Source organism: Paenarthrobacter sp. 2TAF44 (assembly GCF_052114885.1).
Lineage (GTDB): Bacteria > Actinomycetota > Actinomycetes > Actinomycetales > Micrococcaceae > Arthrobacter.
Genome location: NZ_JBFRFP010000015.1, coordinates 99,597 through 122,538 on the forward strand (window position 1 = coordinate 99,597; position 22,942 = coordinate 122,538).

A 22,942-nucleotide genomic window follows, 5' to 3' on the forward strand; every position below is an offset into this window, starting at 1 on the left:
CCTGCAGCGCGGGACACCTCCAGCCCCCAAAGCAGGGAGAGCGATTGTGAAAGCAGTGACGTGGCAGGGCAGGCGTTCATTGAGCGTTATTGATGTCCCCGATCCCATCATCCAGGAACCAACGGACGTCATTGTCCGAATAACATCTTCAGCCATTTGCGGCTCGGACCTGCACCTTTACGAAGTCCTGGGCCCCTACATGCACAAGGGCGACGTCATCGGCCATGAGCCCATGGGAATCGTGGAAGAAGTGGGCTCGGAGGTCCACCGGCTCCAAAAGGGCGACCGCGTTGTGGTGCCCTTCAACATCTCCTGCGGCCGGTGCTACATGTGCAACCAAGGCCTTCAGTCGCAGTGCGAAACCACGCAAGTCAAAGCCAAGGGCACAGGGGCTGCACTCTTTGGATACTCCGAACTCTATGGCTCCGTCCCAGGCGGCCAGGCACAGTACCTGCGCGTGCCTTTCGGAGACTACGGGCCCATCAAAGTAGATTCAGACCTCCCCGACGAGCGCTACCTGTTCCTCTCGGACATCCTGCCCACTGCATGGCAGGCCGTCGAATACGCCAACGTCCCCGAAGGCGGCACCTTGGCAGTGCTCGGACTCGGTCCTGTGGGCCAGTTCGCCTCCAGAATTGGCGTCCACAAAGGTTTTCGCGTCATTGGTGTGGATCCCGTTCCTGAGCGCCGGGCAATGGCGGAAGCACACGGAGTGGAGACCATGGACTACAGCCCGGACGTAGCCGCCACAATCCGCGAGGAGACCCTCGGCCGTGGCCCGGACGCTGTGGTGGATGCAGTGGGTATGGAAGCCCATGGTTCACCGGTGGCCTCATTCCTGCATCGGGCCGTTTCCCTGCTCCCCGACAAGCCTGCGCAGGTGGCCATGGAGACCATGAGCGTGGACCGCCTTGCTGCCCTCCACACTGCAGTGGATCTGGTGCGGCGCGGCGGGACTATTTCACTCAGTGGCGTATACGGCGGCCAGGCCGACCCCATGCCACTGATGACCATGTTCGACAAACAAGTTCAACTCCGCATGGGGCAATGCAACGTCCGCAGGTGGACTGACCAGCTGCTCCCCTTAGTAGAGGACGACGCCGATCCGCTGGGAGTCATGCATCTGGTCACCCACACAGGTGGTCTGGACGACGCACCTGACTTGTACGAGAAATTCCAGAAGAAGCAGGACGGCTGTATCAAGGTGGTGCTCAAGCCCTGACTTCTTGGAAGATCCTCTTGACCGGAGGGAACCGGTGGCTGGCGGCTTAGGCGAGGTGCTTTCCGCCGGTCACTCCAATGACTGATCCGGAAATGTAGCTGGACTCGTCTGTTGCCAGCAGGACATACGTGGCGGCAAGTTCAGCAGGCTGACCGGCCCGGCCGAGAGGTGTGTCCTGACCGAACTTTACGATCTTCTCCTCCGGCTGTGTTGGTGGCTGCAAGGGCGTCCACACCGGCCCGGGAGCTACGGCATTGACCCGGATTCCCTTGGGGCCCAGGGATTCTGCCAACGAGAACGTCATGCTGTTGATGGCGGCCTTGGTGGCGGCGTAATCGATCAGCGAGGGACTCGGATGGTAACCCTGGATCGATGAGGTGTTGATGATCGAGGCCCCTGGCTGCAAGTGAGGCAGGGCCGCTTTGGTAAGCCAGAAGAGTGCATAGACATTGCTCTTAAAGGTCCGGTCGAACTGTTCGCTGCTAAGGTCGTGGATCCCCTGGCTCGTAGTCATTTGGAAGCCTGCGCTATTCACCAGGACGTTCAGGCCATCGAATTCTTGGAGGGTTTGGGCGATGACTTCCTGACAGAATTCCTCGTCCCGCAGATCTCCTGGAAGCGCGAGGGCACGGCTGCCCGCGGCCTCGATCAGCTGGACCGTCAATTCGGCGTCCTGCTCCTCTTCCGGCAAATACGTGAACGCCACATCTGCACCTTCACGGGCGAAGGCAATGGCCACGGCTTTCCCGATCCCGCTGTCGCCGCCTGTAATCAAGGTCCGGAATCCCATCATGCGATGATGGCCCACATAGCTATGCTCCCCGTGGTCCGGCCGCGGGATCATTGCCTCGGTCCAGCCCGGATAGTCCTGGGTTTGCGGCTCGAACTCCCCCGACGGATACATAGTCCGTGGATCCGACGCATCTTCAGGATCCTCCGCGGGGTTAAGGATATGGTTTTCCAAAGCCATGGCGATGTCCTCGTCGAGGTCGGTTGTTGACTCGGCCCGCTCAGATTCCTCAGCCTGCTCGGATCCCTCGGCCTGCTCAGATTGCCCGGTCGGCCCTGTCTCTTCGTTGCGCTCATCCTGTGCCATGCCTAATTCTAAGCATCCTGACTATTCGTGCGCAGCGCCAGCCCAAGTAGGTCGCAGATGAGCGCGTTTTGACGCCTCAGAACGCGCTCATCTGCGACCTACTTGGGTGAGGGCGACTACTTCTGGGCTGGCAGCACCAGTGCGCCCGACTTGTCCGTAGACAAGGCGAGGGAAGAGATGAAGCGGGGTTCGCCGTCGGGACCGTCCTGGCCTGAGCGGAGCATGTCCGGGCGTTCGAACTCAAGGCCGGTGACGTGGCAGAGGAGCTTCTCGTCGCTGGGGTTTCCATCGGCGTCGAACATGGGCAGATCAATTCCGTCGTCGGTGCGGCGGAGGTAGTAGCGGCCACGGGTCGCCAAAGCCAGGACCGGCGGAAGTACCAAAGCCAGGCCGACGGCGAAGATCGGCGAATACGGTTGGACTCCAACCCCGAAAGCCCCAAAGAAGACCGCGATGGAGATGCCTGCGGACACCAGCATGGACACGAAACCGACCGGGTTGACGGCGTAGAGCATGCCCCGGCGGAACTCAGGAACCTTGGGCGAGATCTTCAACAGGTACTTGTTGATCGCGATATCGGAGGCCACAGTGACCACCCAGGCCATGGCACAGTTGGCGTAAAAGCCAAGGATGGTGTTGAGGAACTCGAACATGTTCGACTCCATGAGGATCAACGCGATTACCAGGTTGACCACCACGAAGACCATACGGCCGGGGTAGGTCTTGGTGATGCGGGTGAACGAATTGGTCCAGGCAAGCGAGCCGGAATAGGCGTTGGTGACGTTGATCTTGATCTGCGAAATAACCACGAGCACAACTGCCAAGGACATAGCGAGCCAGGCCGGCATCATCTCCTGGTAGACGCCCAGGAACTGGTGGGCCGGTTCGTTGGCGTGGACGGAGGCGGCGGGATCGAGCCTGGCGATCAAGTAGATCGCAATGAACATGCCCACAATCTGCTTGATGGCACCGAAAATAACCCAGCCCGGTCCGGCAAGAATTACGGCACGCCACCAAGCACCCTTGTTCTCTGCCGTCTTGGGTGGCATGAAGCGCAAATAATCGATCTGCTCTGCGATCTGGGCCATCAGGGAAAGGCAAACGCCGGCAGCCAGCATCACCGAGGCGAGGTTGGTGCCGCCCTCGCCCGAAGCGCCGGGATAAGCAAAGAAGGCGTCGATGCTTTCAGGGTGTGAGAGCAGCAGGTAGCCGACGGGAACCACCATGAGCAGCAACCACAACGGGGTGGTCCAGACTTGCAAAGTAGCAAGGGTCTTCATCCCGTAGATCACCAGCGGAATGATGATGATGGTGGACACGGCATACCCCAGCCATTGCGGGACGCCGAGCCCCAGTTGCAAGCCCTGGGCCATGATGGAGCCTTCGAGGGCAAAGAAGATAAAGGTGAAGGTCGCGAAAATGATGTTCGTGACCACTGAACCGTAGTAGCCAAAGCCTGACCCGCGGGTGATGAGGTCGAGGTCGATGTTGTAGCGGGCGGCGTAGTAAGCGAGCGGAAATCCCGTGGCGAAGATGATCACTGCTGCCACGATGATGCCGAAAATGGCATTCACGGTGCCGTAGGCGATGCCGATGTTGGCGCCGATTGAGAAGTCAGCCAGGTAGGCGATCCCGCCAAGGGCACTGGTCGCCACCACACCGGCGCTCCACTTCCGGTAAGAGCGCGGGGCGAACCGGAGTGTGTAATCTTCCAGGCTCTCCTTCGCTGCGCTCATCGCATCGGCGTTCCCCGCCGTCGTAGCTCTTTGGGTGTCTGTCAGAACGTCGCTCATCCGTGCTCACTTTCGAAATTCGTGGTCGGTGCTTCGCCAACGACGCTAGTCACGCAGCGGGTCAAATCAGTCACAACGATGTTTCACAGCTGTAACTTCTGCACCAGCCGTCTCGCCCAGGATCCATAAAGGCGCTCCAAAATCCCTAGCACCCCTTTGTACGGACCCCACAAAATCGCGATGCGCGCCCGCGGATACCGTCAAGTTCATGACGACCCAAACAACTCATCGAACCCCAGCAGTCGCTGCCTCCGCCATCCTGGACATCGCACGCGAGCAGGTCCTTGAACGCGGTGAAGGCCTCAACGAAGCCCAGCTTGTTGAGATCCTCCAACTTCCTGACGAAGAGATTCCGGCCGCCATGCAACTCGCCCACGAGGTCCGGCTGAAGCACTGCGGCGAGGACGTCGAGGTTGAGGGCATCATTTCCATCAAGACCGGCGGCTGCCCCGAGGACTGCCACTTCTGCAGCCAGTCCGGCCTGTTTGATTCCCCTGTCCGCGGCGTGTGGTTGGACATCCCCGAGCTGGTGAAGGCCGCCAAGGAAACAGCCGCCACCGGTGCCACCGAGTTCTGCATCGTCGCAGCAGTGCGTGGCCCCGACATCAAGCTCATGAACCAGATCAAGTTCGCGATCGACCGCATCAACGAGGAAGTTGATATCAACATCGCGTGCTCCCTGGGGATGTTGACCCAGCGCCAGGTTGACCAGCTGGCCGAGTGGGGCGTCCACCGCTACAACCACAACCTCGAAACCGCCCGGAGCTACTTCCCCGAAGTCGTCACCACGCACAGCTACGAGGAACGGCTAGACACCTGCAATATGGTCAAAGCCGCCGGCATGGAATTGTGCTGCGGCGCCCTGATCGGAATGGGCGAAACCTTGGAGCAGCGGGCCGAACTCGCCGCCCAGCTGGCCGCCTTGGAACCGCATGAAGTTCCGCTGAACTTCCTCAATCCGCGTCCGGGAACGCCGCTGGAAAACCAGGGCATCATGGACGGCAAGGACGCCCTCCGCGCCATCGCCGCCTTCCGGCTCGCCATGCCACGGACGGTGCTCCGCTACGCTGGCGGCCGCGAACTGACCCTCGGCGACCTCGGCACCCGCGAAGGCCTGCTCGGCGGCATCAACGCCGTGATCGTCGGCAACTACCTCACCACTCTGGGCCGCCCCGCCACCGCCGACCTCAACCTCCTGGTGGAGCTCAACATGCCCATCAAGGAACTCCAGAAGTCGCTATGACCGCGGTGGACGCCACGACGGCGGAGTACTGCGGGCACTGCGGCGGCTCGGTTGCCGGTGGCACCAACGGCGAGCGCCCGACGTCGGACCCACACCCGATGTCGGACCCCCACCAGGGCTGCCAAGAACGGCTGGCGATGGAGCCGCCCCGGTATTGCGTGCAGTGTCGCCGCCGGATGAAGGTCCAGGTGACGCCGCTGGGGTGGTCGGCCGAGTGCTCGCGTCATGGAAGGCTGTCCCGATGAGTTCGCTGATCGAGCGGGACAGGGCGAGCCTGTGGCATCCTTACGCTCCGGCGTCCGGGACGCTGCCGCTCTGGGAAGTTGAGGCAGCCGACGGCGTGGCGCTGCGGCTTCGGGACGAGGACGGCCGCACGCATGAGGTGCTGGATGCGATGTCGTCGTGGTGGTCGATGATCCATGGGTACCGCCATCCCGTGCTGGATGCAGCGGTTCAGCGTCAGTTGGGCTCCTTCAGCCATGTGATGTTCGGCGGATTGACGCATCAGCCTGCCGTGGATCTGGCCGAGAACCTGTTGGCTTTGGCACCGGGCGAGCCTGGCCGCCAGCTGGAGCGCGTGTTCCTGGCTGATTCCGGTTCTATTTCGGTGGAGGTGGCGCTGAAGCTGGCTGTGCAGTTCCAGACGGCTTCCGGGCGTCCACGACGGCAGCGCTTCCTGACGGTCCGCGGCGGCTATCACGGCGACACGTTCGCGGCGATGGGCGTCTGTGATCCCGTTGACGGTATGCACTCCGCGTTCCCTGGTTTGCTGGCGGGCAACGTGTTCGCGCCGCGTCCCCCATCCGCGGCGACGGCCACACCAACAGCTATCAGTGAGTGGCGATCGTCTGTTGAGGCGCTGGCGAGTGAGCATTCCAATGAGCTCGCGGCCATCATCGTGGAACCCGTCCTTCAGGGTGCCGGCGGGATGTTCATCTACCCGGCGGAGTGTGTGCGGATCCTCCGTGAAGTGGCTGATGCGCACGGGTTGCTGCTCATCCTGGACGAAATCGCCACGGGCTTTGGGCGAACCGGCGAGTTGTTCGCGGCGAACCATGCCGGCGTCGTTCCGGACATCCTGTGTGTCGGCAAGGCCCTCACGGGCGGGTACATGACGCTGGCTGCAACGTTGTGCACAGGCGAGCTGGCCCGGGTGGTCTCCAGCGGTGGTGCGGGTGCGCTGCTCCACGGCCCGACGTTCATGGGCAACCCGCTCGCCTGTGCCGTGGCCAATGCGAGCCTCGGACTGCTGCGGGACGGGGATTGGCGCGCTGACGTTGACCGCGTAGGCGCAGGGCTTGCGGACGGGCTGGCCCCGGCGTTGGGGCTCGACGGCGTGATGGACGTCCGCACTATCGGCGCCGTGGGCGTCATTGAGTTGGCGGACGCGGTGGACGTCGCCGCCGTGACCCGGGCTGCGATCGAGCACGGAGTGTGGGTCCGCCCCTTCCGCAACCTCGTCTATACGATGCCGCCGTACATCAGCTCAACCTCCCAGATCAGGACCATCACCGCGGGCATGGTTGCGGCAGTCTCCTTCGCTGCAGACAGGGTGGGGGCCAGAGGATGAGTGTCTCCATGACCGCCTGGCTGGAACAACAGGCGGACGTCCGCGAGCGCCGTGGGCTGGTGCGGAAGCCGATGGTGCGCGGACCGCAGGGCGCCGCGGGCAAAGAGGGTGGACAGCGCAAGGAGAGCGGACAGCCCCGGATGATCGACCTCGCCAGCAACGACTACCTGGGCCTGTCCACGGATCCGCGACTGGCGGAGGCTGCCACGGAGGCGATCAGGCGCTGGGGCACTGGCGCTGCATCATCCCGTCTGGTCACCGGCACCACGGAGCTGCATCTTGAGTTGGAGCACCACCTTGCCCTGTTCACGGGAGCGGAGGCTGCGCTGGTGTTCTCCTCCGGCTACCTCGCCAATCTGGGTGTCACCACTGCTTTGGGTGGTCCCGGAACACTGATTGTGGCGGACGAGCACTGCCATGCCTCGTTGATCGACGGTTTTAGGCTGAGCCGCTCCGAAGTGCGGGAATTCAAGCACAATGACACTGCGGACGCGGCCCGCCTCCTGGAGAAACGTACACAGCCGCGAGTTCTCATGGTGGTGGAGTCCATCTACAGCGTCGGCGGGGACGCCGCTCCATTACAGGAGCTGTTCAACCTCGCCCAGGAACACGACGCCGCGCTGCTGATCGACGAGGCCCACAGCCTGGGAGTTGCCGGCGTTGGAGCCTTTCAAGGGCGCGGCGCGGTGGCGGGCACTGGCTTGGCGAACCATCCGGGTGTTGTCCGCACGGCCACCCTGTCCAAAGCCTTGGGCAGCCAAGGTGGGGCCGTGCTTGGTTCAAGCCTGCTGCGGGAGCACTTGGTGAACCGGTCGCGGAGCTTCATTTTCGACACCGCGTTGGCCCCGCCCGCAGCGGCAGCTGCCATGGCCGCCGTCGGAATCATCCAGCAGGAACCTTGGCGCGCCGCGGCCGTCCATCACAACGCAGCCGCTCTCGCCGCCCAACTGCAGCCCAGGCCGGGACGCTCAGCCGCCGTCGAGCGTTCTGCGGGAGCAGTTCAATCCATCCCCATGCCTTCAGCGGAAGCCGCCTTAGCTGCGAGCCACGCCGCGTATGCTGCCGGCGTCCAGGTGGGCTGTTTCCGTCCACCTTCAGTGCCGGACGGCGTCTCCCGCCTGCGACTTACGGCCCGAGCCAACCTCACCCCCACCGACCTCGACCACGCCTGCTCAGTGCTGCGCGACATCCTGGAGCGAACCTCATGAAACTTCCCCGCATCATCCTGGTGACCGGTACCGATACCGGCGTCGGGAAGACCATCACGACGGCGGCACTCGCCGCAGCGCTTAAGCAACGTGGCTGCTCGGTAGCGGTCTACAAGCCGTGCCAGAGCGGCAACGTCGACGGTGATTCAGACTGTGCGGAAGTGGTGCGGCTCGCCGGCCCGCTCACGGCTGAGGCCGGCATCGTGCTGGAACAGCCGCTGGCCCCCGTCCCCGCCGCTGCCTGTGACGAGGTGGTGCTGCCGCAGCTTGCTTCGCATGCCCAGCGAATCCGCGCCCTGGCCAACACGCATGACCACGTCCTCGTGGAAGGCGCCGGTGGGGTGCTGGTGGAGTTGGATCACGACGGCGGGACGCTGGCTGACCTCGGAACACTCCTTGGGGATTCGGCTGGCTTCGCCGTGGTGGCGCGGCCGTCGTTGGGCACCCTGAACCACACGGCGCTGACGCTCGAAGCCCTCGATCGACGGGGCTTGCCGGTGGTGGGCGTAGTGCTTGGCAGCTGGCCCGCGGTCCCCGGTGCCGTGGAGCGCAGCAACCGTGCCACCATCTCCGACTGGCCTGTCCCCCTGCTGGGTGCCATCCAACACGAAGCCGCCGGAATGGACCCTAAAGTGTTCCGCGAACAGGCAGCCTCCTGGCTTGAGGGGGTACCGGCATGAGCACCATCACCACCTGCCCCTACAAGGTGTTGCGCGATCCTGATACCGTCCGGGAGGTCCTTCACCGGCCTGACGACTTCAGCCCAGCGAACGCGCTCCTGGCCGTGACGCCCCTCAGTGGTCAGGCCCTGCGCGTTCTGCAGAAGGCACGGTTCGCCCTTCCGCCCGTTCTGGCCAGCAACGCCTCCCCATCGCATGCTGCCACCCGCAAGGTGGTTGCGGGCTTCTTCACTCCCGCCAAGGTTGCTGCCCTGGAACCACGCATCCGGCAGCTCTCGAGGGAGTCAGCTGCGGCCGCAGCCCAGCTCCTCAACGCTGCAGGACACGTTGACCTGGTGCAGGCCGTGGCCGCCTATCCCCCGGCAGTCATCATGCTGGAAATGCTGGGCCTTCCCGTCCGCGACCTCCCCCAATTGAAGGCGTGGAGCCTGGACTCCCTGGAGCTGTTCTGGGGATGGCCGGATCCCGAACGGCAACTCGAGTTGGCCCACACTGCGGCGGAGTTCTACACCTGGCTGCGCGAGCTGGTCCTTGAAGCCGTAGCCGCCCGTGAGCCTAACCTGTTCAGGGCACTCGCAGACCATGGGCTGAGTACCCCGGAGATCTGTTCATTGGGCTACTTCCTGCTCATCGCGGGCCAGGAGACCACCACGCAGCTCATCAGCACCACGCTCTTCCGGCTGGCCGAGGGCTCGCGGGGAATTTCCTGGGACGAGGCCTCCTCCAGCGCCAAAGCCCGGGACATTGTTCGGCATGTGTTGGCCACTGAATCTTCAGTGCCTACGTGGCGAAGGGTGGCCGCCCGCGATACCGAGCTCAACGGTGAGCGCATTCCTGCAGGGGAAGAAATCCTGGTGGAGCTAACGGGGAACCACGGCTTTCCGTGGGCAGCCGGGGAAGGCACTGGGGAACCTGCCGGGGAAGGCACCGAACATCAAGGACCCACACCGTACGGGTTGGCCTTCGGCTCAGGAATCCATCGCTGCCTTGGTGCCAAGCTCGCCGAACTGGAGGCCGCCGTCGTGGTTCAGGAGACTACCGCGGCACTCAAGGGGGTCCGGCTCCTGGACCCCAATCCGGAATGGCTCCGGCTGCTGTCCTTCCAGGCTCCCCGGGCGGTCAGCGTCACCCACGCCTAGCGAATTTGGGTGGGTAGGCTGGACTTTATGGGCGAGAGCCGGGACTTGCTGACACCGGAGCAGCGTAGCCGAAACATGTCCAGGATCAGGGGCAAAAACACCAAGCCCGAGTTACTGGTCCGGAAACTCCTGCACGCCAAGGGGTACCGCTACCGGCTGCATGGGCAAGCTGGTGGGAGCAAGCTGCCGGGCCGGCCTGATTTGGTGTTCTCCAGCCGCCGCAAGGTCATTTTCGTCAACGGCTGCTTCTGGCACTTCCACGACTGCAAGGTTGGCCTGCATTCCCCCACTGCCAATGCGGAGTTCTGGGAGACCAAGCGCACGCGGACCCGTGAACGCGATCTGGTACAGAGGGAACAATTGCGCGCTGCCGGTTGGGACGTGCTGACGGTGTGGGAGTGCGAGCTGCGGGACAGCTCAGTCCTCGAAGAACGGCTGACAGCGTTCTTGGAGGGGTACGTGGAGGGCAGTTCGCCCTACGGGACCTTGGAGCCAGCAGTCCCGGCAGTCCCAGAAGTCCCAGCGGACTCCGAGTGATCATTGCCGGCGTGAGAGCCCTGCTCCCACAACGCATACGCTGACGTTCCACCAATACCCAGCAGGACCGTCAGGCACAACACGATGATGACCATGAGACCCAGCGAGGGTCGAACACCACCGTTCATGCTGATTTCCATTCCTTTGTCCACGCCTTGATCCCCCGATTCAGCGATTATTCAAGTGCTTTTACTTACTTTCAGGGGCTTCGATCAAGACTCCCTCCGAGTCCGCTCAAGATTGGATCAAGCTTTCCTTTTCTGGCGTTCCGATTGTTCGCCGGGACCTACTGTTGAATCGTGAATCTATTGTTCGGAGGCGGGAGGGGTTTGGTGTCTGAGTATGACGAGTGCACAGACTCACTGGTTGATCCCGCCGTCCTCACCGAACTCCAGGCAGAACTTGGCGGAGACCAATCCATCGTCAGCAGGTTCGTCCGCAACTACATAGACCTCCTGCCGTGGCGGGTTGATCGGCTGCATCATGCCCTGAACAACCTGGACATGGAAGATGCCATGGACGCGGTGCTGAGCCTGAAGACATCAAGCCACATGGTGGGCGCCATCTGCATGCGCCGCTTGGCCACGGAATTGGAGATCAGCATCAGGCTCCTCCCCAACGCCGGGCATCTTCAGGAACTTCGACCGCTAGTGCAGATGATCGAGGCCTTCGTGTTCGGCACGATTTGCGAACTCCAACCCTCGCTTTCGTAAAGATCTTCACGAAAATAAAGAAAACCATTGACTCGCTAAAAATCTTCACTATAGTTGTGTGAGTTAGCTCACCAACGAAGGATGCGGCAATGACTACCGAGACTCCTGCACCGCCGGCCACCAGCGAACTGCTGGCAACTGTGGGGAACAAGGTGCGCACCATGCGCAAGGCAAAGGGCCTGACCCTCGCCCAACTCTCGGACATCACCGGCCTCAGCCAGGCGATCGTCAGCCAAATCGAACGCGGAATGGCCAACCCTTCCTTCACCACGCTGGCCCAATTGGCCCACGGCCTGGACATCCCTGTAGGGAGATTCTTCATTGGCCAGGACCAATCCAGCTCACCCGTGGTCCGCAGATCCGATCGACGCAACCTGAAGAACGTCACCCGCGAATCTGTAGGCGAAGCCGTACACGAACTGCTGACCCCTAACCGCGACGGCAGCATCGAAGCGCAGTGGATCAGCACGCCCCCAGGGCACGACACCAGCGCAACCCCTTTTACCCACAGCGGTGAAGAGTTCTGCTACATCATCTCCGGCCGTAAGGACGTCTATCTGGACGGCGTCTGCTACAGCCTTGAAGAGGGCGACTCGATCACCTACTCCTCAGAGATCCCCCACTGGTACAAAAACAGCTACGAAGAGGTATGCGTAGCCATCTGGGTCAACGCACCACACGCGTGGTAACACGGCCGCCCATCAACGGCGCCAGCGTTTTCCCTTAACTGTCCGGACACGAACCGTGGCCGCAGACAATCCTTGCCACTTTCGCACAACACGCCTCTTCCAACAGGCGTTCCTGCGTCATACCCTCCCACGCCCTCCGGGGCGTCAGCGTAAGGACACTTCCATGCTCAACACCCAAACGACGGACAACGTCGTCCCGTCACCAAGCACCAGCCACTCCTCCCCCGCAAAGAACCCAAAGTTCACTCCCCAGGTCCGCAAAGGACTGCTGGGTCTGGGCCTCGGCAACGCGCTTGAATGGTACGACTGGATGGTCTTCGGCCTCCTGTCAGCCTTCATTGGACCGAACTTCTTCCCCAACACAGAGCCACTCTCCGCCACGCTGAACGCACTGGCCGTGTTCGCCGTCGGGTTCGCCTTCCGGCCCTTGGGCGGCATACTGCTCGGGACGCTCGCAGACCGAATCGGCCGGCGCCGAGTAATGCTCTTGTCCATCATGCTCATGGCCAGCACCACACTGATCATTGCCATCACGCCCAACTACGCCACCATTGGCGCCTGGGCCGGCATCATCCTTCTGGTGTGCCGCGTCCTGCAAGGCATCTCCACAGGAATCGAAGCCCCACTCTCCACCTCCCACGCCGTAGAGCTCGCCCCGGAAGGCCGCGAAGGCTACGTAGCCGGCATCATGTCCTTCTACGTGAACATCGGCATCCTGCTGGCCTCGCTGGTGAGCTTCCTCTGCAGCCTTATCCTCGGCGGCGCAGCCATGGCCGATTGGGGCTGGCGTGTACCGTTCATCATCGGCGCTGCCTTCGGTTTTGTGGTTCTCTACCTCCGCCGCTCCCTGCCGGAAACCCTCAAGGCCGAGGAAATGGCCACGAACACACCGCGTGCCGTGTGGTCCGGAGTCCGTAAGCACTGGCTCTCCGTGCTTGCCATCATCTTCGTGGTGGGTGCAGCTCAGGCCTACAACTACGCCTGGAACGTTGGCCTTCCCACCGCAGCCCGCAGCGGTTTCAAGGAAGATCCCACTGCGGTCTTCGCCCTCACCACCATCCTGGCCATCATCCTCGTAGTAGGCAGTTGGATCATCGGCAAGCTGGCCGACGGCAAAGCGATGTCCCGCTGGTTCCTGGTGACCCGCATCCTCGCCATCCCGTCCGTGTTCCTCATGCTGATGTACGTCCAGCCGGGCATTGGCGGATTCGCAGCAGTCCTCCTGGGCGGCTCAATCGTCCTGGTCCTGAACATGACCCTCTACAACGTGGTCAGCTCATCCCTGATGCCCAAGAACATCCGCGGTACCGGCGTCGCCTTGGGCTATGGCATCGGCGTGGCACTCTTCGGTGGCACCGCCTCCTACCTTCTGGTCTGGTTCCAGTCCCTGAACCTCACCTGGATCTTCCCGGTCTACGTGGCCGTCCTCTCCATCCTCAGCATCGTTTTCTACCTCGCCGCACGCCGCTCCAACGGCATCTTCGTCGGAAAGTAAGGACTCACCATGAACTCGCTTGAACTCAGCACTACGACGGCGGACCTCACCGCCCCTGTCATCTCACGATCCGACGTCCTAGTAGTTGGCGGTGGTCCCGCAGGCGTCGCCGCGGCCGTTACCGCTGCCCGCTCAGGAGCCAAAGTCACGCTCCTGGAACGCTACTCATCCTTGGGCGGACTGGCTTCCGGCGGTATGGTCCTGGTTCTCGATGACATGATCAACGGCCAGGAAATCACCGTCACCGGCATCGTCTCCGAGTACGTGGAGCGCTTGCAGAAGCTTGGCCTGGCAATCGTCCCGCCCGCCGATGACCGCAAGACCTCCGAGGAACTCTGGAACAAGTGGGGCCGCTACGGCACCTTCGATTTCCACTCGCACACCAACCCCAAGCCCATCTGCTACGCCGCGGCTTTCGATCCCGACGGCTGGAAGCGCGTCTCCAACGACCTCGTTCGGGAGGCCGGCGTGGACCTCCGCCTGCACTCCTGGTTCTCCCGTCCCATCGTGGACAACGGAGTGATCAAGGGAGTCATCTGTGAAACGAAACTGGGCCCGCAAGCGTTCATGGCCGACGTCGTGATCGACACCACCGGTGACATCGACGTCGCCTCCCGCGCCGGTGCCAGCTATGCCAAGGACAACTACATCACCACGCTGGTTTTCCGGCTTGGCAATGTGGACACCAATGCCGCCGAAGCCTTCGAACAGGCCAACCCCAAGGAAGCGCGGGCCATCAACCGCAAGATCAAGCGTCTCCTCGGCGGCGCTTGGGAACTCTGGTGGCTCAAGACTCCCATCGACGGCGTCGTCTGGTGCAACGCCCCGCACATGAGCGGATTCGACGGCGTTGACCCAGCGGACATGACTGCCGCTGAGTTCGCAGCCAGGGACCGCATCTCCGAGGCCGTGGAGTACGTCCGCGCGAACCTGCCCGGCTTCGAAAACTGCTACATGCTGGACGTCGCCTCCCAAATGGGTGTCCGCCAAACCCGCCTCCTGCAGGGCGAGTATGTCATGACCAAGGACGACGTCACCCAGCGCCGCCACTTCGCGGACACCGTTGCCCGAGGCCGTGACTACTACTACCCGTACCGCTCGCTGCTCCCCAAGGAAGTGGACCAGCTCCTGGTCGCCGGCCGCCACTACTCCGCCACCCCCGAGGCACAGAAAATGTCGCGCGAGATCCCGCCCTGCATGGCCATGGGCCAGGCCGTCGGCGTCGCAGCAGCACTCGCCGTGGAGAACAACATGTTGGTCCGAGACGTCTCCGCGCTGGATATCCAGCAGGGCATGCGTCGGCATGGTGCAGACCCAGGCGACGTCCCGTCGTCGAACGCTACCGTGGACTCCCACGAGGCGGTGCCGGCATGAGCACCGTTCTCCTCGACCAGACTGAAAGCACGACGTCGGCACCCGCCGCCGCTGCCACCGGCGCCTCAGCTGCTGCAGCAGTTATCCCGCTGCCGCTGGACGGCATCAAGATCGTGGACTTCACGCAGGTGTTCATGGGCCCGTCCTGCACCCAACTCCTCGGCGACTACGGTGCAGACATCATCAAGGTGGAACGACCCGGCGCCGGCGACATTTCACGCAATTCCTTCCCAGACCAGGACGGCCAGGACAACCCGATCTTCCTGTCCATCAACCGGAACAAGCGCAGCGTCTCCGTGGACACCCGTACCGACGAAGGGCGTGAGGTGCTGCACCGGCTCATGGCTGATGCGGACGTGGTGGTCAGCAACTTCCGCTCCGGCGTCATGGAACGGATGGGCTTCGGCTACGAGGACCTGAAAGCTGCGAACCCCGGAATCATCTGGGCCTCTGGCACGGGCTTCGGCCCTGAGGGGCCCTACGCCCACAAAGGTGGCCAGGACGCGATCGCGCAAGCGTATTCCGGCGTGATGTGGCGACGGGAATCCGATGACACCAAGCCCTGCATCTACCCCACCACCCTGTGCGACTACATCACCGGCATGCACCTCATGCAGGGCATCCTTCTGGCGCTGCGCACACGCGAGGCATCGGGGGTGGGCCAGAAGGTGGAGGTGACCATGTACGACTCCATGCTGCACCTGCAGATGCAGGAAGCGTGCATGCAGCTCAACCGTGGCTACGAGGTCAACTGGGGTGCCATGCCGCTGAGCGGTGTCTTCGAAACCAGCGACGGCGCCGTGTGCATGGTGGGCGGTTTCACGCCCGATCCCCTGGCCAGGATTTCTGAAGCACTTAGCCTTGACGAGGACCTCACCCAACGGCCCGAATTCGCCAACCTTGAGCAGCAATTCAAGAACAAGCCGGCACTGCAGGCCATCTTCCGCGAGCGCATCGCCACCAACACCACTGAATATTGGACTCACCAGCTTGAGGAGCAGGGGTTGCTGAATGCTCCCGTGCACACCCTGGAACAGGCACTGGCGGATGCGCAAACAGAGGCCAACGGGATGATCGTGGAAGCAGAGCACCCCGGCGTCGGCACTGTCCGGATGCTGAACGCTCCGATCCGGCTCTCCGCTACTCCGCCCACTATCCGCCGGGCTGCGCCGCGGCTCGGTGAGCACAATGTGGAGGTCCTGCTGGAGAACGGCTTCGACCAAGAGACGATCGAGCGCCTGCAGCAGCTGGGGGTCTTGCGATGACGGCGACAGCAGTTCAAGCACCAGTTGAGGCGCCGGTTGATGCCGTCACCCTCACCATCGAGAACCACGTGGCAACGGTGGTCATCGATCGTCAGCACGTCCTCAACGCCGTGGATGCCACCACCCATGCACGGCTCAACGAGATCTGGGCCCAGCTTGAGGAGGACCCGTCCGTACGTGCGGTTGTGATCACCGGTGCTGGGTCCCGAGCCTTCTGCGTTGGTGCTGACATGTCGGCGTCGGCCGTGGAGAAGACCGGCCTGGAGTACTGGGCGGGACTGGACCCCAACGGCTTCGGCGGCCTGAGCCTGCGCACCAGCTTGGACATCCCTGTCATCGCCAAGGTCAACGGCTACGCCCTGGGCGGCGGCATGGAAATTGTGCTGGGTGCTGACATCGTGGTGGCAGCTGACACCGCGAAGTTCGGCTTGACGGAACCTCGGGTTGGGCGTTTGGCGCTCGACGGCGGCATCCACCAGTTGGTGCGGCGGATCCCGTATACCCAGGCCATGGGGATGCTCCTGACAGGCCGAAAGGCAGACGCCGCCGAAATGCAATCCATGGGTCTTGTCAACGAGGTAGTTCCTGTTGAAGAGCTCGACGCCGCTGTGCAGCGTTGGGTGGACCAGGTCCTGGCGTGCGCACCCACCTCGGTCCGTGCCGTGAAGCAGATGGTCACGCAGACTTCCCATCTGACGGCCACCGAAGCCCGCGGCCTGCGACTGCCGGCTCTTATGGCGGCGCTGGACAGTGAAGACTCCGCTGAAGGAGTGCGCGCTTTCCAGGAAAAGCGCGCGCCGATCTGGCCGGGGCGTTGATCGGCTCAGTGATCCGGCAGGACCAATGACCTGACCTGCCACTGACCCGCCTCGCCAACAAAAACCATTTCAAAGGAAATAAAAGGAGATACCGATGCCGTCATCAGTCGCGCCCGAATCCCTAAAACCCGAAGCCCTAAACAGTGAAATGCAGCACCGTGAATCGTTGACTCCTGGAGTGTGGGGCGTTGTTGCCACACCATTCCAGGGCAGCACGCTGGACGTCGACCTGGACAGCTTGGCCGAACTCGTTGAGCACTACGAGTCCATCGGCGCCACGGGACTCACCGTTCTGGGAGTCTTTGGCGAAGCAGCCGCACTGACCGTAGAGGACCGCCGGCAAGTGCTGGAAACCGCCGTCGAATGCACCGCGCTGCGGTTGGTGGTGGGCGTGACCGCGTTGGCCACGAGGCCCGCCATCGAGGAGGTCCGTGCAGCGCAGGAGGTTGCCGGAGAACGCCTGGCAGCTGTGATGGTGCAGGCTAACTCGGCCAAGCCTGAAACGGTGATCGCGCATTTGGATGCCATCTTCCGGGCTACTGGCGCCAAGGTTGTTCTGCAGGATTACCCGTTGGCGAGCGGCGTCAGTATCTCCACGCCGGCTCTGATCAAGGTGGTGGCCTCCTGCGCCTGCGTCGTTGCCGTCAAGGCCGAAGCACCGCCTACCAGCGTCGCGATCGCGGAGCTGAGTGCCGCCGTCGGGGTTTCAGTCTTTGGTGGCCTCGGCGGGCAGGGACTGCTGGATGAACTGATGGCCGGCGCAGCAGGCGCAATGACTGGTTTCTCCTACCCTGAAGCCCTCATAGCTTGTGTGCGGGCATGGCAGCAGGAGGGCTATGAAGCAGCCCAGCGCGAACTGCTCCCCTATCTGCCGCTGATCAACTTCGAGCAGCAAGCGAAAGTGGCGCTGGCTATTCGCAAGGAGTGCCTGCGCGAACGGGGACTCATCAAGGACTCCGGTGTTCGCGCCCCTGCAGCGGGCTTCCCCGAAGCCCTGCGCGGGAGTATGGGCACACATCTTCGTGAGGCAGCTGCTGCACTTGAAAATGCCGCCGCCCCGGTAAGGAGCTTCTGATGGATCTGGGAATTGCTGGCAAGACAGCCTTGGTGGCTGCATCCACCGGCGGGCTGGGCCTGGCTGTGGCCCGTGCCCTCGCTGCAGAAGGCGTCCGCGTGGCAATCGTGGGCCGGCGTCGGGACCGTGCCAAGGAGATCGTCGCTGAACTGCAGGCCGCATACGGGACTGGTACTGCGGGCATATCCACCAAGGGCTTCGACGCCGTGGCAATCGAAGCGGATTTGACCACCCCCGAGGGCATCGAATCGGCGGTGGAACAGACGGTCGCGGACTTGGGACCGATCGACATCCTGGTCCTCAACGGCCCTGGTCCCAAACCCGGCGCCGCAGCGACGCTGAGCTCCGATGACATCGCGGCGGCGTTCGATCTGCTGGTCAAACCGCAGCACGCCTTGGTTTCCCACGTCCTTCCCGGAATGCGGGAACGGCGATGGGGCCGGATCCTGGCCATCGGCTCCAGCGGCGTGACAGCGCCGCTTCCCAACCTCGCCGTCTCCAACACTGGACGTGCTGCCCTGGCCGGATACCTCAAGACTCTCGCTGCCGAAGTTGCTCTGGACGAGGTCACCGTGAACCTGCTTCTGCCTGGCCGCATCGCCACCGATCGGGTCACCCAACTTGACCAGGCCGCCGCCAAGCGCCGCGGCACCACGCTCGAAGACATCCAGCTCGAATCCCGCAAGACCATCCCCGCCCGACGTTATGGAGAACCTGCCGAGTTCGGTGCCGCTGCCGCCTTCCTGTGCAGCGCGCCGGCGTCGTACATCACCGGCGTCGCACTCAGGTGCGACGGCGGTCTCATCCGTAGCCTCTAGCCTCCCCCTTAAATCCCATAGGAACATCATGACTTCCACAGCAGTTGACCCCCAGACGATCACCGACCCGCAGACGATCACCGCCCAGCACCTCATCAATGGCCAATGGCTCGGAGACGCGGACACCGAGCGAATGAATCCTGCCCGGCCCGGCGAAGTTGCAGCGCTCTCACCCAGCGGCACCGTCCAGGACGTGGACGCCGCCATCACTGCGGCCGTCGCAGTCCAGTCGTCATGGGCGGCCCTGCCGGCACCAGCCCGAGGCGCCATCCTCATCGCGGCCGGAAACTTGCTCAACGAGCGCCAGCACGCCATCGCCGAGGACCTGGTCCGTGAGGAAGGAAAGACACTCGCGGAGGCAAAGGGTGAGGTCAAGCGGGCCTCGGACGTGCTGCGCTTTTTCGGCTCGCTGGGCTGGGCAGCAACCGGCGAAGTCCTGCCGAGCGGGCTGCCTGACACCACCATCATCACGCGTCGCGAACCGCTGGGCGTGGTGGGACTCATTACGCCGTGGAACTTCCCCATCGCCATTCCTGCATGGAAAACCGCGCCTGCCCTGATCAGCGGCAACGCCGTGGTGATCAAACCGGCCGAGCTCACTCCGTTGTCCACCACCCATCTGGCGCGTGCCCTGCAGGACGCTGGACTGCCCGCCGGCGTGTTCAACGTGGTGCACGGCAAGGGCCGCGTGGTAGGTGATGCGCTGGCCCGGGATCCCCGCATTGCGGGCTTGTCGTTCACGGGTTCCACCAATGTTGGCCTTGGACTGCAGGAGATCCTCAATGCCCGGCGCGCCCGCGTCCAGCTCGAAATGGGCGGCAAGAACGGTGTTTTGGTGCTGGACGACGCCGACCCCCACAGGGCTGCGCAGGTAGTAGCGGCGGGCGCATTCGGCCTGACCGGCCAGGCGTGCACCGCAACGTCCCGCGTCTACGTGACGCCGGGTATCCGCTCCGCCTTCCTCGAGGCTTTGGTTCAGGAGGCCGCCGCCTACACCACCGGCGATGGACTTGATGGGGACGCCCGAATGGGCGCTGTGGTGAGCAGGCAGCAATTCGAGCAGGACCAGGCAGCGGTGCGTACCGCCGTCGAACGCGGGGCCACACTCCTGCACGGACAGCACGACGGCGACCCCAGCGGCGCCCTGTTCTTCCCGGCGGCGATTCTCACCGGGCTGCCCTTCGACGACCCCGCAGTGACGGAAGAGATTTTCGGTCCGGTAGTGGCCGTTCTTGAGGTGGCCGACTATGAAGCCGGCTTGGCTGCGATCAACGATTCCCGCTACGGGCTCACGGCCGGCATTTGCACGGACTCCCTGGCCCTCGCCACGGACTTCGCTGCCCGCGCCCAAGCCGGCGTGGTGAAGATCAACCGACCCACTGCCGGGCTGGACCTGAACGTCCCCTTCGGCGGTGTGAAGGATTCCTCCACCAACACCTTCCGCGAGCAAGGCAGGTCCGCCCTGGACTTCTACACCTGGGGCAAGACCGTCTACACCGGTGTTTAGTGCGCCATGAGCTACGTGATCGCACAGCCCTGCGTAGATGTGAAGGACAAGGCGTGCATTGACGAATGCCCAGTGGATTGCATCTACGAAGGTGAACGCTCGCTCTACATCCACCCGTCCGAGTGCGTTGACTGCGGGGCATGCGATCCCGTGTGCCCCGTAGAGGCGATCTACTACGCGGACGACGTTCCTGACGAGTGGGCATACTACGTCAGGGCGAACGCGGAGTTCTTCGAGGCGGATTTCTTAGAGGACGTGGGCCGCGATCATCCTGTGGTGGCGGCGGAGCCGGTGCGGGTCTTGTAGCCGGCCTGGCCAACGCCGAGGCCAACAATCCAACATCGCGGGTGTGGAAGCCGTACCAATCGACGACGTGAAGGGGCGTCTTCCATGTCCATGTACGCTGTCACGCGTCCCCAAGGCGCGTCAGCAGCTCAGCATCATGGGTCATGGGTCATGACGAAATCAAGGCCTTCACTGAATTCACGTCTGCGTGCATGGCGCTGCATAAGCAACTCTGCCCCCTCCGACAGGAGCGCGGTCTTGGACGTGTTTTCCTCGGTGGCCAACTTCTCCAGTGGTGGATCGAGGTCTTCAGGGACACCCAGATTCATAGCCATAGCTCGATGGTACCGAAACGATACCAGCAGGAAACGGCTGGATATTGGGTTGGTGTTTCACCAACCGGAGCAGGACGCCCTCGCAGTCGCGGCACCGGACCACTCCCACCCGGGGTCAGTCTCGGCAAATTAGTGGAAGCTAAAGGTACAAAAGTAAAACCGCGGGGTAGGTCAGGGTCGAGTAGAGGGAGCTTTTGATGAAAGCAATTGTTGTGACAGATCAGTCCGCCGGAATGGCCGGGCTGAGGATGGCCGAACGGCCGGAGCCGTCGGCATCGATAAACGATGTCATTGTTGAGATCCACGCCTCGGGATTCGTCCCGACCGAGATCCAGTGGCCGTCGACCTGGACTGATCGAGCCGGTCGGGATCGGACACCCTCCGTCATTGGGCACGAGGTGGCCGGCGTCGTAACCTCGCTCGGTTATGGGACGACAGGGCTGACTGTGAGTCAACGCGTGTTTGGCCTTGCGGACTGGCACCGAGATGGGACCTTGGCGGAGTATGTGGCGATGGAGGCACGTAACCTAGCGCCGCTGCCCGGGGACGTCGCCTTCACAGTTGGCGCGAGTCTGCCCATCTCTGGCCTGACCGCATGGCAGGGGTTGTTTATTCATGGCCGCATCCAGTCGGGGCAGAGCCTTCTGGTGCACGGCGCCGCTGGGGCAGTCGGAACGATGGTAACTCAGCTGGCACGTGAAGCGGGCGCCTACGTCATCGGCACAGGACGCACTGCCGATCGACAGAAGGCACTTGACTTCGGAGCGCACGAGTTCGTCGATCTCGCGAACGACACCTTGCAAGAGATCGGCGAGGTTGATTTGGTATTCGATGTGATTGGGGGCGATATCCAGAAGCAGTCAGCGGCCCTGGTCCGGCCCGGCGGAACGCTGGTAAGCATCACCGGGCCGGTTGAATCCCGCCCTCGGGATGGTCTGGCAGTGGATTTCGTTGTCGAATCGGATCGTGCGCAGCTGGGTGAAATCGTCCAGCGAATCCGAGACGGACGATTGCGGACAAACATCGGAAACGTCGGAGAATTCGACGATGCGCTCAATGCCCTCAATCCTTCCGCGCGCCGGAATGGGAAGACGATCATCCAGGTGCGTCCATAGGTTGCAGCCTGTCTATGATTGAGCTTGGAGGGCTCCGCCTCTGTGGTGAATACCAGATTGTCCAAGGAATTCTTAGTGAATAACGTTTCGGCAAAAGCGCAGGTCGTCAACGAGGACGGGGTTTGGGGCATGTTCCTGCCCGGCCTGCCCCTGGCGGCTGACGGGACGACGTTGGAAGAAGCGACCATTGATCTAATCGATGCTCTCCGTGAATACGCCGAAGACTGGGAGGACCACCTCCGCGCGGCCCCAAACCATCGAGACAACTGGGCTTTAGTACAACTGATTGACTCCTCCACTGATGAGGAACTGGACGCATGGCTGACCGATAGCAAGAAGTGAGCCAGGAATATCCCCAGGCACCGGAGATGATCACGAGGCTTTCTGCAGGACCGAGGAGTGGCAGCACAAAGTGATGCGAGAGGCGGCCTCCGCTGGTGTTTGTATCTTGGGCTGGCGGGCCACTCGGCGACCGGGTGTACTCTATCCACCAGGTGCGCGTCGTCCCCGACAGTGCAGACCTTCAGAGGAGCCGACCATGGCTGATGACAGGGTGAGCCGAAAGCAGTGCTACGGGCGACGGGACCGGGGTCGGTGAACAAGAACCGGCTCGAGGCGTTCAGTGACGGCGTGCTGGCCATCATCATCACCATCATGGTCCTGGAGCTGCACACCCCGGAAGCGCCAACGTGGGAGGGCGTGGCCGCAGTTCTGCCGACCCTCTTCAGCTACCTTCTGAGCTTCGTGTATGTCGGGATCTACTGGAATAACCACCACCACATGATCCACCTGGCCAGTCGAGTGAACGGCGGGATCCTCTGGGCCAATTTGCACCTGCTGTTCTGGCTGTCTCTCTTCCCTTTCACGACACGGTGGATGGATGAGTCCGGCTTCACACAGGTGCCCGTCCTGTTATACGGAATCAACCTGCTGTGTGCAGCGATCGCGTACTACATCCTGGAACG

24 protein-coding genes are annotated in these 22,942 nt (G+C 62.8%); 21 read left to right on the forward strand and 3 right to left on the reverse strand.

All coding sequences use genetic code 11. The features are described 5' to 3' along the window. Positions 1-46 precede the first annotated feature (46 nt). A complete protein-coding gene (locus AB4Z15_RS15900) occupies positions 47-1,222 on the forward strand; it encodes a zinc-dependent alcohol dehydrogenase (RefSeq protein ID WP_442018059.1) in 1,176 nt (391 codons plus the stop codon). A 46-nt stretch (positions 1,223-1,268) separates the two neighbouring features. On the opposite strand, the gene AB4Z15_RS15905 is transcribed toward AB4Z15_RS15900, so the two are convergent. Both AB4Z15_RS15905 and AB4Z15_RS15910 read right to left on the reverse strand, forming a co-directional pair. Beyond that, entirely contained in the window at positions 1,269-2,192 is a 924-nt protein-coding gene (locus tag AB4Z15_RS15905; protein WP_442018079.1) for an SDR family oxidoreductase, read from the reverse strand. A gap of 242 nt (positions 2,193-2,434) precedes the next feature. Then, a complete protein-coding gene (locus AB4Z15_RS15910) occupies positions 2,435-4,111 on the reverse strand; it encodes a purine-cytosine permease family protein (RefSeq protein WP_442018060.1) in 1,677 nt (558 codons plus the stop codon). 208 nt (positions 4,112-4,319) lie between these two features. On the opposite strand from AB4Z15_RS15910, the gene bioB reads away from it, so the two are divergent. From bioB to fdxA, 17 genes are all read left to right on the forward strand, one after another. Further along, positions 4,320-5,354, forward strand: coding sequence for a biotin synthase BioB (bioB, locus tag AB4Z15_RS15915; protein WP_442018061.1), 1,035 nt, complete (start codon positions 4,320-4,322; stop codon positions 5,352-5,354). A 137-nt stretch (positions 5,355-5,491) separates the two neighbouring features. Further along, positions 5,492-5,599, forward strand: coding sequence for a biotin synthase auxiliary protein BsaP (gene bsaP, locus AB4Z15_RS15920; protein ID WP_442018080.1), 108 nt, complete (start codon positions 5,492-5,494; stop codon positions 5,597-5,599). Next, on the forward strand, positions 5,596-6,924 hold the full coding sequence (bioA, locus tag AB4Z15_RS15925; protein ID WP_442018062.1) for an adenosylmethionine--8-amino-7-oxononanoate transaminase: 1,329 nt from the start codon (positions 5,596-5,598) through the stop codon (positions 6,922-6,924). The genes bsaP and bioA overlap by 4 nt, the downstream gene beginning before the upstream one ends. Before the next feature lie 8 nt (positions 6,925-6,932). Beyond that, on the forward strand, positions 6,933-8,132 hold the full coding sequence (locus AB4Z15_RS15930) for an 8-amino-7-oxononanoate synthase (RefSeq protein ID WP_442018063.1): 1,200 nt from the start codon (positions 6,933-6,935) through the stop codon (positions 8,130-8,132). Beyond that, entirely contained in the window at positions 8,129-8,812 is a 684-nt protein-coding gene (gene bioD, locus AB4Z15_RS15935; protein ID WP_442018064.1) for a dethiobiotin synthase, read from the forward strand. Before AB4Z15_RS15930 ends, bioD begins: the two co-directional genes overlap by 4 nt. Beyond that, positions 8,809-9,951 carry a cytochrome P450 gene (locus AB4Z15_RS15940; protein WP_442018065.1) on the forward strand — a complete coding sequence of 381 codons (1,143 nt, stop codon included), beginning with the start codon at positions 8,809-8,811 and terminating at the stop codon, positions 9,949-9,951. Before bioD ends, AB4Z15_RS15940 begins: the two co-directional genes overlap by 4 nt. Positions 9,952-9,978: 27 nt before the next feature. After that, complete coding sequence (locus AB4Z15_RS15945; RefSeq protein ID WP_442018066.1) at positions 9,979-10,488, forward strand: very short patch repair endonuclease; 510 nt, start codon at positions 9,979-9,981, stop codon at positions 10,486-10,488. A gap of 332 nt (positions 10,489-10,820) precedes the next feature. Beyond that, a complete protein-coding gene (locus AB4Z15_RS15950) occupies positions 10,821-11,201 on the forward strand; it encodes an Hpt domain-containing protein (RefSeq protein ID WP_442018067.1) in 381 nt (126 codons plus the stop codon). 89 nt (positions 11,202-11,290) lie between these two features. Then, positions 11,291-11,890 (forward strand): helix-turn-helix domain-containing protein, encoded by a 600-nt coding sequence (locus tag AB4Z15_RS15955; protein ID WP_442002461.1) that lies wholly within the window; start codon positions 11,291-11,293, stop codon positions 11,888-11,890. Between the two features lie 163 nt (positions 11,891-12,053). Then, complete coding sequence (locus tag AB4Z15_RS15960) at positions 12,054-13,385, forward strand: MFS transporter (protein WP_442018068.1); 1,332 nt, start codon at positions 12,054-12,056, stop codon at positions 13,383-13,385. Between the two features lie 9 nt (positions 13,386-13,394). Continuing rightward, complete coding sequence (locus AB4Z15_RS15965; RefSeq protein WP_442018069.1) at positions 13,395-14,759, forward strand: FAD-dependent oxidoreductase; 1,365 nt, start codon at positions 13,395-13,397, stop codon at positions 14,757-14,759. Further along, complete coding sequence (locus AB4Z15_RS15970) at positions 14,756-16,024, forward strand: CaiB/BaiF CoA transferase family protein (RefSeq protein ID WP_442018070.1); 1,269 nt, start codon at positions 14,756-14,758, stop codon at positions 16,022-16,024. The genes AB4Z15_RS15965 and AB4Z15_RS15970 overlap by 4 nt, the downstream gene beginning before the upstream one ends. After that, positions 16,021-16,842 carry an enoyl-CoA hydratase-related protein gene (locus AB4Z15_RS15975; protein WP_442018071.1) on the forward strand — a complete coding sequence of 274 codons (822 nt, stop codon included), beginning with the start codon at positions 16,021-16,023 and terminating at the stop codon, positions 16,840-16,842. The genes AB4Z15_RS15970 and AB4Z15_RS15975 overlap by 4 nt, the downstream gene beginning before the upstream one ends. Before the next feature lie 148 nt (positions 16,843-16,990). Further along, entirely contained in the window at positions 16,991-17,917 is a 927-nt protein-coding gene (locus tag AB4Z15_RS15980; RefSeq protein ID WP_442018081.1) for a dihydrodipicolinate synthase family protein, read from the forward strand. Next, complete coding sequence (locus tag AB4Z15_RS15985; RefSeq protein WP_442018072.1) at positions 17,917-18,735, forward strand: SDR family oxidoreductase; 819 nt, start codon at positions 17,917-17,919, stop codon at positions 18,733-18,735. The genes AB4Z15_RS15980 and AB4Z15_RS15985 overlap by 1 nt, the downstream gene beginning before the upstream one ends. A 28-nt stretch (positions 18,736-18,763) precedes the next feature. Next, positions 18,764-20,242 (forward strand): aldehyde dehydrogenase family protein, encoded by a 1,479-nt coding sequence (locus AB4Z15_RS15990; protein ID WP_442018073.1) that lies wholly within the window; start codon positions 18,764-18,766, stop codon positions 20,240-20,242. Positions 20,243-20,248: 6 nt separating this feature from the next. After that, a complete protein-coding gene (fdxA, locus tag AB4Z15_RS15995) occupies positions 20,249-20,548 on the forward strand; it encodes a ferredoxin (RefSeq protein ID WP_442018074.1) in 300 nt (99 codons plus the stop codon). A gap of 134 nt (positions 20,549-20,682) precedes the next feature. Here fdxA and AB4Z15_RS16000 read toward each other — a convergent pair whose 3' ends face one another. Further along, positions 20,683-20,862 (reverse strand): hypothetical protein, encoded by a 180-nt coding sequence (locus AB4Z15_RS16000; protein ID WP_442018075.1) that lies wholly within the window; start codon positions 20,860-20,862, stop codon positions 20,683-20,685. A gap of 197 nt (positions 20,863-21,059) precedes the next feature. Here AB4Z15_RS16000 and AB4Z15_RS16005 point away from each other — a divergent pair, with 197 nt between their 5' ends. From AB4Z15_RS16005 to AB4Z15_RS16015, 3 genes are all read left to right on the forward strand, one after another. After that, on the forward strand, positions 21,060-21,977 hold the full coding sequence (locus AB4Z15_RS16005) for an NADP-dependent oxidoreductase (RefSeq protein ID WP_442018076.1): 918 nt from the start codon (positions 21,060-21,062) through the stop codon (positions 21,975-21,977). A gap of 45 nt (positions 21,978-22,022) precedes the next feature. Continuing rightward, a complete protein-coding gene (locus tag AB4Z15_RS16010; protein WP_442018082.1) occupies positions 22,023-22,319 on the forward strand; it encodes a type II toxin-antitoxin system HicB family antitoxin in 297 nt (98 codons plus the stop codon). A gap of 252 nt (positions 22,320-22,571) precedes the next feature. Continuing rightward, a partial coding sequence (locus tag AB4Z15_RS16015; RefSeq protein WP_442018077.1) for a TMEM175 family protein occupies positions 22,572-22,942 on the forward strand: 371 nt, incomplete at its 3' end.